This window comes from Carboxydocella thermautotrophica (assembly GCA_003054495.1).
Lineage (GTDB): Bacteria > Bacillota.
This window is the reverse complement of sequence record CP028514.1, coordinates 1,203,105-1,212,500: the sequence shown is the minus strand read 5'-3', so window position 1 is coordinate 1,212,500 and position 9,396 is coordinate 1,203,105. Positions and strand designations below refer to the sequence as shown.

The following is a 9,396-nucleotide window of genomic DNA, read 5'->3' as shown; positions in this document are numbered from 1 at the left end:
CCCAGTAAAAAATCTGCAATCGCTATACCATTTCTTTCTACTATTATTGCAGCTGATTGGCTAAAGTTTTCAGGTATGAGGCGCCAGTAATAATCTGCTTGATTTTGTTCGGTGCTAAAAACAGATATAGCTTCTTCAGAGTAATATATATGTCCCTTGGGGTCCTGATGATTTTCTAAAAAGGCTGAGACTTTAAAATACCCCTCCATTGGTATTGAATTGTCCCACAATTGATAAAAGCCTATGCTCAAAATTGTTAAGATGGCTACTGCCGTAATAGCTCGAAATACATAATCCCAGGCAGGCATAATAATCCCTCCCGCAATATCATATGCCTGCCTCCTGGTCTCTTATGTAAAAATTTGTTTGATTATCGATTGTTTAGACGTTTCTCCCATAATTCTTTGGTTCTCTTCAATTCAGTAAAAAGACGAAACAGCAGTCGTTCTATTTCCAACCTATCCATGACAAAGTCCGCAGGAGCAAGGATTTCAATCTTGCGAAACTCATCTCGCACAATAAAGGGCAAAATCTCCTCAAGGGTATCACAGCGGACAGTTATAATCAAGGGCGCAAAGGCCATTTCCCTGCCATCCACTTCATCAGTCACGGTATAGATGTCTAGACCCATGTCTATTTCTTCGACAATTACCCCTTGCCAGGGTACGTTCCGCAGCAATGCTGCCTGCTGATCCCGGATTTCTTCAGCCATTTTTTCTGGAGACTTACCTCCAAATAAAGCTTTCTTTCCAGTCCCTTTAAAATCCAGGCGAATTCTCGCCCGTACCGGTGATATTACAACTTGGTTATTTTCCAGAGATTTAACCATAGATAAACCTCCAAACTTTTTCTAATACTCAATACCCCTTCTCGCTGAAATTCCCTGTTGAAATGGGTGCTTTATCTCTTTCATTTCTGTAACCAGATGGGCCGCTGCAATGATTTCCGGCGGAGCATTACGCCCGGTTAGGACCAACTCCACCAGAGGAGGCTTATTATTGATCAGTTCTAGAACTTCTTTCGTGGAAATTAGCTCAAAATAAATTGCATTTAGTACTTCATCTAAAATAATAATATCAAATTCATCGGTAGCCATGATCTTTCTAGTTTTTTCTAAAGCCATGGCAGCTTGTCTTATATCTTCGGCTGTAGCTTCCCCTTTTTTGACAAAGCATTGACCACATCCCCGGCAAGAATCTTCCCCCTGGCGAATAAGGTGACTGTAGGGACAGCCACGACCGTACTGGCTGAATTGAATGTAAGGATAAAGGCGATGCCAGGTAGCTAGCTCCCCATAATAACCGCTACCTTTCATGAATTGAATAATATAAACTTTAAAACCATGACCAATAGCCCGTAAAGCCAGGCCAAAGGCAGCCGTAGATTTTCCTTTGCTATTCCCTGTATAAACCTGAATTAGCCCCTGTGTTAAGCGCTGACGCATTTTCTCCTTCTCCCTTCCCTGAAGCTAAAAAAATTATTCTCCCCTGTCTGGCACTTTTCCTGCCGGACAGGGGATTTTTTTCTACCAGGTCAGGTCTCTGGAGCCACATAACCCGCAAGTATCAAAGTACCGCCTGGGGTTTTCATAGGCCAGTTGCGCCGTGTCCAGATCTGCTCCCGTTGCCTCCATAGTACTGATAAAACCCTCATCGTCAAAGTTAGCATAAAGGCCAGTCGGGGGACCACAGGCCTCGGGGACAGGTGGAGGAATCAGGGAACTGGAGAAGTTCACTGTGTTTCCACAATTATTGCAGCGTGGCATTATTCTCCCTCCTTCGTTGTAGTAGTATTTACCAGTGAGACTGCTTCCATACATGAAAACTTATCAGAAAAGAAATGCTATTACTGGAGGTGTGATTATGAAAAGAGTAGTAACAGCTCTTTTTAACAATGCCGGTGATGCCATTAAAGCCGTTCAAGAAATCAGTCCGTTTCTCGGACCAGATCAGGTTTCCGTAGTTACTAAGCTAAAATCCGATAATGAAGAGGTATTAGGAGGCCCAAAAGGGATACTCCTATATACCAGTCATATTTATGGCCAGTCTGAACCATTGGCTCCGCTGCAGGGGCTGTATCCTGTTGAAATAGTGGAACTCGAAAAGCATGGTACCTTCGCAGCTGTTGGCCCCCTGGCGGATGCAATTATGCAACCAGACAAGAGCATTGCTGATGCTCTGTCCTACCTGGGAGTTCATACTGAGGAGGCTAACTATCTGGCTACAGAAGTGCTGGAAGGCAATACCCTGGTAGCGATTGAATCAGATAACAGCAAAATTAATGAGATCGGTAACCTCCTGGCCAATTATGGCGGTTATGCAGTCAAGAAATGGGACAGAGATCTTGACCATGCTCTTTACCCCTACGGTTAAATTGGGACTTGCCAAGTCCCGCCTCCCATTTTAAAATAGAATCAGGGAGGTGGGAAACCATGCCACGGGTAAAAAAGTTTGGTACTTTCCGGTTGAACAGCATGGGGAAGAGCATTGAAATCAACATGGATCATGGTTGTGGTATCTGTGATAGTGAAGAATTTCGGCATCTCAACACCCGTTTAGTGGATGAAAAGGGCTGGGTTTCAGAATTCAAGTGTAATGGTTGTGGTGATGTCATTCGTTTATCCCATCATCACCACAATGTTATCGACTAAAAATATAACCCCGTTCCACAGGGGGAACGGGGTGTCCTGTTTTATAGCCTTTTTAATAATTCCTGGCGTAATTGCTCATAACCAGGTTTACCCAGTAAAGCAAACATATTCTTTTTATATGCCTCTACACCAGGCTGGTTAAATGGATTTACCCCCAGTAAATAGCCACTTATTCCACAGGCCTTTTCAAAGAAATAGACTAACTGGCCAAAATAATATGGATTATTGGCAGGTATATTGACAACCAGTGCCGGTACCCCGCCATCAGCATGGGCCAAGAGAGTGCCGGCAAAAGCTTGCTTATTGACAAAATCCAGCGACTTCCCGCTAACAAAATTCAGGCCATCACTGTCATCGGGATCTTCGGGTATGAACAATTCTGCTGTAGATTGTTCAAACATGAGAACGGTTTCAAACAGATTGCGCAAACCTTCCTGTAAATACTGCCCCAGGGAATGCAGGTCAGTGGAAAACTCTACTGCCGCAGGAAAGATACCTTTGCCGTCTTTACCTTCGCTCTCTCCGTATAACTGTTTCCACCATTCGGCAAAGGAATGTAACTGGGGTTCATAGCTGACCAGTACTTCCAGAGTCTTGCCTTTGGCATACAAAAGATTACGTAGAGCTGCATACTGGTATGCCGGGTTCTGTTCCAGGTTTTGGTTAGCATACAACTCCATGGCCTCGCGCGCCCCGGCCATGATTTCCTCAATGTCAATCCCGGCCGCAGCTATTGGCAACATTCCCACTGCCGTAAGCACAGAATAACGGCCCCCGATTTCGTCTGGAATGACAAAGGTTTCATAGCCTTTTTCGGTAGCCAGGCGTTTTAAAGCTCCCCGGTTCCTGTCAGTGGTAACATATATCCGTTCCCGGGCCCCTTCAACCCCATATTTGCGTTCCAGCAGCTCCCGGAAGAAGCGGAAAGCAAGCGCCGGTTCGGTTGTGGTTCCTGATTTTGAAATAACGTTTAGTGCCAGCTCCTTACCTTCCAGTACTTCTAATAGATGTTTTAAATATACCGGACTCAGGTTATTACCGGCAAAATAAATTTCCGGTGCCTGTCTTTTCTCCGCCTTAAGTTGATTGCGGAAAGTGTGGCCAAGCAGTTCAATCGCAGCTCTGGCCCCCAGATAAGAACCCCCAATACCGATAACAATCAGGGCATCTGCCTGTTCCTTGATGCGGGCAGCAGCATTTTTTATTCTCTCAAACTCCTGGCGATCATAGGTTTGTGGCCATTCAACCCAGCCAGTGAATTCCTGGCCGGGTCCTTTCTTTTCATGTAGCAGCTGGTGAGCGAGCTTAACAGCCGGTGCCAGCTGGCTTAATTCCTCCTCACGAACAAAAGCTAGTGCTTTGCCATAGTCAAGGGTGATGTTTTTCATAAGCTACCTCCTCTGGATTTGATTTATAATGCATGCCCAGGCTGTTTAGCGATTAAGCCAGAAGGCCCGCCGTTCCATATAGGGAACAAATCCCTGACTGCTCCAGAAATTACGGGCGATTTCATTTTCCTGGGCATTAGCAATTTCCACCAGTTCCACGCCGTTTTTTTCAAACCACTCCAGAATAGCGCGTAAAAGGGCTTGTCCAATGCCCTGCCGTCTGCGACTGGCCCGGACTCCCAGTTCAGAAATAAATCCAAGGCGTGTAATAGTGAAAATTGGGGGCCGGGTCAACAACATACCATGGCAAAAACCCAGTACCTCACCATGTTCTTCTGCCAGAATCAAAAAATTGGTAGGATCTGCTAGTAGCGTATTGAGATAGCGAAAATAATTTTCCCTGGCTCCAGCCGCCAGCCGATATTGTTCCCCGTATTGTTCATGGAAAACAGCCAGTTCATACCATAAAGCTGTAATCCCGTACAAATCCTCACGGGTTGCCTCACGCACAATCATCCCGGTCTCCCCCATTTATTTCCTCTCAATCCTGGCTATTTGCCTGAGTTTCCTGATCTCTTCACTGTTTAGATAACGATATCCACCCTTCTTAAGACCTTTTAAATTTAAAAAAGCGAAGCTGGAACGTTTCAGAAATAGAACCGGATGACCTATGTACTGGCACATGCGTCTAACCTGGCGTTTCCTGCCTTCATGAATGGTAATCTCCAGCCAGGCTCTTCTGCCTTCCTTGCCTGCTAACCTGACCTGTGCCGGAGCCGTCATCCCGTCTTCCAGAGGGACCCCCTGGCGTAGTGCCTGCAATTTTTCCTCCTCCGGTACCCCTTCTACCAGAGCCAAATAGGTTTTGGGTACTTTATAGCGCGGGTGGGTAAGAGCATAGGTCAATTCACCGTCATTGGTCAATAAAAGTAGTCCTTCCGTGTCATAATCCAGGCGACCGACGGGAAAAACCCGGGTCTTTACATCCTTAAGCAATTGTAAGACCGTAGGGCGCCCTTGCGGGTCTCTGACGGTAGTGACATAACCTCGCGGTTTATATAATAAAATATAAATTTTCTCATCGTTAATTTTTATCTTGTTACCATTAACTTCGATCAGGTCGCGCTCGGGATCAGCCTTAAAACCCAGTTCTTTTATCACTTTGCCGTTTACTTTCACTTTTCCTGCCAAAATCAGTTCTTCTGCCCGTCTCCGGGAAGCAATCCCCGCTTTAGCCAGGATTTTTTGCAATCTCTCCAGCGGCATCTTTTTTCCTCCCCTGTTATTAAGCAAAAGCCTGTTTACAAATAACAATTGCTGCCAGAAATGCCACAGCATCAGCCACTAACCCTGCCCAGGGAGCATGCCGAAATTTCTTGATCCCCACTGACCCGAAATAAAGGGACAGAATATAAAAAGTAGTTTCTGTACTACCCTGCATAACTGCAGCAATCCTGCCAATTAAACTATCCGGGCCATATGTCTTCATTATATCACCACTCAAAGCCAATGCACCGCTACCGGATAGTGGGCGGAGTATCGCCAAAGCCAGCAAATCCGGTGGTATATCAAATAAACCAAGAACAGGAGCCAAAGCTCTGCCGATAAAGTCCAGGGCCCCGGAGGCCCGAAATACATTAATGGCTACCAGCATCGCCACTAAATATGGTATCACTTTTATTGCTGTTGTAAAAACCTTTTCTGCCCCTTCGATAAAAATCTCATAGGCTTTAATCCGTTTACCTGCCGCTACTAAGATCACCAGAACCAGAAAAAACGGCACCAGCCAGCGGGAAAGCTCTTGCAGTGCAGTGATCACCACCATCGCCTCCTCCGCCACCAGCGATCCAGCAGCAGGCCAGCTCCCAGCCCGAACAATGTAGCCAGCATCGTGGGTCCGATAATGTCAGTAGGTTGCTGAGCTCCCAGTTTGGCTCGCAAGGCAATGACTGTTGTTGGAATCAAGGTAAAACAAGCGGTATTTAGTACCAGAAATGTACACATAGCATTACTGGCTTCATCCCGGTAGCCATTCAGTTTTTGCAACTCCTGCATAGCCAGCAGGCCCAGAGGGGTGGCTGCATTGCCCAGGCCCAGTAAATTGGCAGCAATATTCATCAGCATTGCGCCCATGGCCGGATGCTGCACCGGAACGTCAGGAAAAAGTCTGATCAGGAGAGGACGCAAAAGCCTGGCCAGCCCATTTACCAGCCCAGCTTCCTCAGCTATTCGCAAAATGCCCAGCCAGAAGGCCATAATGCCTACCAAACCCAGGGCCAGCTCCACCGCCTGTTGCGCTCCCTGCCAGGCAGCCTGAAGAACCCGGTCTATTTGCCCATTAATAGCCCCAAAGAGGAAACCGCAAAGCAGTAAACCGCTCCACAGCCAGTTAAGCATAAAAAAACCTCCCGACTTTTGCTACCTTCAATATACGCTCTGAGCGGGAGGAAAAGAACTTTTTATAATTCATAAATAACAGCAAAACCAAATTCTCTGGCTATTTTTTCCGCTTCTGCAACATCTTCTTCACCCCAGATGGACCAACCACCTTTGCGCACTCCCTGAACCAGCAGTTCCACTTCTCCCGGCCTGATCACCATCACCCGTTCTGACTGATTGCGGGCACTGCGTTGCATCTGAGCTATTTGCCGCTCAATAGCAGCTTCCAGATCCACATCCATTACTTTCAGAGCAATAAACAAACAGGAAAGGGCATCTTCCAGCTCCTTGCGGGCGCTTTCTTCATCCCCCCGTAACAGAGCCTTGAGGCTTTCTGCCACTTCTTCATTAAGATGGCTGATCACCTGCCGTGGATCCAAAACCTTGTACTTACGATTAGCCCAAATTGCTTCCACAGCTGCTCGTAATTCCATGCGACCCTACCCCTTTAGTGGCATTAAATTTTACCAACAATTATACCGCAAAGAAAAAAGGGGGACAAGCCCCTATCACTATAATCCCGCCCCGATATCTGTCTTGTTCTCCTCTTTTTCCTTGCTTTTTTTCCCACTGACAATGTTCTGTATTTTTTCCAGAAGACCGGGAGCCATGTCCAGCAATCGATCCACCACCGCATTTCCATCAACCGGCAAGAGCCGTACCTGATTCTGACCTACTACTAAAAATCCAACCGGTTGTACTGATACTCCTGCACCACTACCACCCCCAAAGGGTATGGCCTGGCTGTTATCTTTCTTGTTGCCCCCACCTAAAAGCTCAAACTCCCCGCCGCCAGCAGCAAAACCACAGCATACTCTGGAAACGGGAATTATCACAGTCCCATCCGGTGTTTCTACCGGATCACCCACTATGGTATTTACATCCACCATTTCCTTGATGCTTTCCATTGCTGTTTTCATCAATGCCTCAATGGGATGCTGGTCTGCCATCAGCTTTTCCCCCTTTTTTACACTTCCATAACCGCCAGAGCGTTTTCCCGGCGGCATTAATAATATGACCACAGGAAAGGTTTACTATGCACAAAAAACCTATTTGCCATTCCGAGGCAAGGAAATCAGGCCGATAGGCAAATTCTGCTGTACGGGAAGATGGAGCGAAAAAGCGGGGGATCATCCGGTTAACCAGGGCTACCCCTATCCAGACCAGACCAGAAAAGAGGCCAGTTAAGTGAGGGGCAAAAGGCCACCCTCCTTCTAGTTCCAGGCGCAATCTCAATACGCGGGCATGACGGCGCAAACTGTTAAACCAGGGTTCAAATGTATAAAGGTAATTGTTCAGATTGGTACCCAGGTAGTCCCGCAACACTTCTGACCAGAAAAAACGCAATTGCTTTTTATGCCAGTGGAGTTCCTGAGCCGGCCATTCCGAATAAAGCACAGTCCATCCCTGCCTGGCCAGAGCTAAACGCCAGATTATTTTTTTCTCTGTTCCAGTGCGTTTTATTTTTAATTCCAGATATACAGGCAGGCGGTAAAGAGCCCAACCAGCTAAGCCTATGAAGGCCAGGATAAGAAACCAATACAGGCCCGACACCGCACTTCCCCCTTAAATTTCGATCCCTTGTTAATTTAACCGCAAAAAAACCGCCCTATTCTTCCAGGGCGGTAAGAAATTCCTCCAATGGGGGTAGATCAGCCAGACTTTGCAAACCAAAGTGGCTGAGAAACATTTCGGTTGTTCCATACAGGATAGGTTTACCCAGACCCTCCCGGCGGCCTACTTCCTTGATCAGGCCTCTTTCCAGCAGAGTATTGATGGCCTTCTCAGTTTTCACTCCCCGGATGAGCTCGATTTCGCTCCGGGTAATTGGCTGCCGGTAGGCAATAATGGCCAGGGTCTCCAGGGCTGCTTTTGATAAAAAATTGCTTTGCTGAGGGCGAAACAAGCGCTCAATATAATGAGCAAATACTGGTTTAGTCACCAGCCGCCAGCCCTCAGTTCCTTGCAGTAACGTTAATCCCCGTTCCGGCCGTTGCAAATCTTCCTGCAATTTTTGCAGCTGTTCCTGCACTTCTTCCTGGCTGATGCCCAGGATTGTGGCCAGTTTTTCCTCAGTCAATGACTCAGTAGCAGCAAATAAAACCGCTTCCAGGGCTGCCTGTAATTCCTCGGAAAAGAGGGTGGTCACTCCTGTTCCTCCTCAATCATAATGGTGTTGTTGCCTTTAATCTCAATTTCGCCAAACAGCTGCCTTTGAAAAAGGGCAATCTTGCCCTGCCGAAACAGCTCTAAAATAGCCAGAAAGGTAGTAACAACCTCGGTTCGACTGGATCGCCTGGTAAACAGGGAAGAAAAAGTTATTCCTTCGGGGTAGAGGACCAGGTGGCGCAAAATCTCCCGCATTTTATCCCGTATCGAAAATTGTTCCCGAGTATAGGAAACAGGTTTGGGATCTTCCTGGTCCTCAGCCCGTTCCAGCACTTGCTTTAAAGCTGCCAGCAGCTGTTCCAGCGTCACCCCGGCCAGTGGATTCCGGGGGCAAAAGAGATATTCATACAGCTCGCGACAGTTCTGGCGAAAATACATCTGGCCCTGTTCTCTTTCCCGTATTTCCAGAAGCTGGGCTACAGCCTTGAACTGTTTATATTCCAGAAGTTTTTCCACCAGCTCCTCGCGAGGGTCTTCCTCATAGACCAGCTCGTCCTCTTCCTCCCCTTCCAGGCGCGGCCGGGGCAGAAGCATTTTAGCTTTAATGGCCAGCAACTTGGCGGCCATGACCAGAAATTCGGAAGTAACCTCCAGATCCAGTTCCTGCATGGCTTGCAGGTAGTCCAGATACTGTTCCACCACAGTAGCAATGGGGATATCGTAAATATTCATCTGGTTTTTGTCAATTAAATGACATAATAAATCTAAAGGTCCAGAAAATGTTTCCAGCTGGATTTCGCAGGCCACCAT

16 protein-coding genes (1 of these 16 cut by a window edge) are annotated in these 9,396 nt (G+C 47.0%); 2 read left to right on the top strand and 14 right to left on the bottom strand.

Translation table 11 applies throughout. The features are described 5' to 3' along the window. From CTH_RS06050 to CTH_RS06035, 4 genes are all read right to left on the bottom strand, one after another. A protein-coding gene (locus CTH_RS06050; RefSeq protein ID WP_078664763.1) for a hypothetical protein crosses the window boundary here: on the bottom strand, positions 1-308 show its 5' portion. 163 nt of this gene lie to the left of the window's left edge; 308 of the gene's 471 nt are visible here — the first part of the coding sequence; the start codon lies at positions 306-308; its stop codon lies beyond the left edge, outside the window. Positions 309-370: 62 nt separating this feature from the next. Next, positions 371-829, bottom strand: coding sequence for a hypothetical protein (locus CTH_RS06045; RefSeq protein WP_078664764.1), 459 nt, complete (start codon positions 827-829; stop codon positions 371-373). Positions 830-850: 21 nt separating this feature from the next. After that, a complete protein-coding gene (gene cobO / locus CTH_RS06040; protein WP_078664765.1) occupies positions 851-1,444 on the bottom strand; it encodes a cob(I)yrinic acid a,c-diamide adenosyltransferase in 594 nt (197 codons plus the stop codon). An 81-nt stretch (positions 1,445-1,525) separates the two neighbouring features. After that, complete coding sequence (locus CTH_RS06035) at positions 1,526-1,765, bottom strand: hypothetical protein (protein WP_078664766.1); 240 nt, start codon at positions 1,763-1,765, stop codon at positions 1,526-1,528. A gap of 97 nt (positions 1,766-1,862) precedes the next feature. Between CTH_RS06035 and CTH_RS06030 the strand changes: the two genes are divergently transcribed. Next, positions 1,863-2,372, top strand: coding sequence for a hypothetical protein (locus CTH_RS06030; RefSeq protein WP_078664767.1), 510 nt, complete (start codon positions 1,863-1,865; stop codon positions 2,370-2,372). A 59-nt stretch (positions 2,373-2,431) separates the two neighbouring features. Beyond that, positions 2,432-2,650 carry a hypothetical protein gene (locus CTH_RS06025; protein ID WP_078664768.1) on the top strand — a complete coding sequence of 73 codons (219 nt, stop codon included), beginning with the start codon at positions 2,432-2,434 and terminating at the stop codon, positions 2,648-2,650. Positions 2,651-2,691: 41 nt separating this feature from the next. On the opposite strand, the gene CTH_RS06020 is transcribed toward CTH_RS06025, so the two are convergent. The 10 genes from CTH_RS06020 to CTH_RS05975 form a co-directional block, all read right to left on the bottom strand. Further along, positions 2,692-4,038, bottom strand: a complete 1,347-nt coding sequence (locus CTH_RS06020; protein ID WP_079906656.1) for a glucose-6-phosphate isomerase — start codon at positions 4,036-4,038, stop codon at positions 2,692-2,694. A 45-nt stretch (positions 4,039-4,083) separates the two neighbouring features. Continuing rightward, the gene (locus tag CTH_RS06015) at positions 4,084-4,554 is read right to left on the bottom strand and encodes a GNAT family N-acetyltransferase (RefSeq protein WP_159071854.1); all 471 of its coding nucleotides are present in this window, start codon (positions 4,552-4,554) and stop codon (positions 4,084-4,086) included. 15 nt (positions 4,555-4,569) lie between these two features. Then, positions 4,570-5,304 carry a pseudouridine synthase gene (locus tag CTH_RS06010; RefSeq protein WP_078664771.1) on the bottom strand — a complete coding sequence of 245 codons (735 nt, stop codon included), beginning with the start codon at positions 5,302-5,304 and terminating at the stop codon, positions 4,570-4,572. A 19-nt stretch (positions 5,305-5,323) separates the two neighbouring features. Further along, positions 5,324-5,863 (bottom strand): spore maturation protein, encoded by a 540-nt coding sequence (locus CTH_RS06005; RefSeq protein ID WP_318262798.1) that lies wholly within the window; start codon positions 5,861-5,863, stop codon positions 5,324-5,326. Further along, positions 5,854-6,435 (bottom strand): nucleoside recognition domain-containing protein, encoded by a 582-nt coding sequence (locus tag CTH_RS06000; RefSeq protein WP_078664773.1) that lies wholly within the window; start codon positions 6,433-6,435, stop codon positions 5,854-5,856. The genes CTH_RS06005 and CTH_RS06000 overlap by 10 nt, the downstream gene beginning before the upstream one ends. Before the next feature lie 62 nt (positions 6,436-6,497). Continuing rightward, positions 6,498-6,911 (bottom strand): nucleoside triphosphate pyrophosphohydrolase family protein, encoded by a 414-nt coding sequence (locus CTH_RS05995; RefSeq protein WP_078664774.1) that lies wholly within the window; start codon positions 6,909-6,911, stop codon positions 6,498-6,500. Positions 6,912-6,989: 78 nt separating this feature from the next. Continuing rightward, entirely contained in the window at positions 6,990-7,427 is a 438-nt protein-coding gene (gene ytfJ, locus CTH_RS05990; RefSeq protein ID WP_107753327.1) for a GerW family sporulation protein, read from the bottom strand. Next, the gene (locus tag CTH_RS05985; protein WP_079906653.1) at positions 7,405-8,031 is read right to left on the bottom strand and encodes a hypothetical protein; all 627 of its coding nucleotides are present in this window, start codon (positions 8,029-8,031) and stop codon (positions 7,405-7,407) included. Before CTH_RS05985 ends, ytfJ begins: the two co-directional genes overlap by 23 nt. A gap of 55 nt (positions 8,032-8,086) precedes the next feature. Then, on the bottom strand, positions 8,087-8,626 hold the full coding sequence (scpB, locus tag CTH_RS05980; protein ID WP_078664777.1) for an SMC-Scp complex subunit ScpB: 540 nt from the start codon (positions 8,624-8,626) through the stop codon (positions 8,087-8,089). Next, positions 8,623-9,393, bottom strand: coding sequence for a segregation/condensation protein A (locus tag CTH_RS05975; protein ID WP_318262796.1), 771 nt, complete (start codon positions 9,391-9,393; stop codon positions 8,623-8,625). Before CTH_RS05975 ends, scpB begins: the two co-directional genes overlap by 4 nt. Positions 9,394-9,396 lie beyond the last annotated feature (3 nt).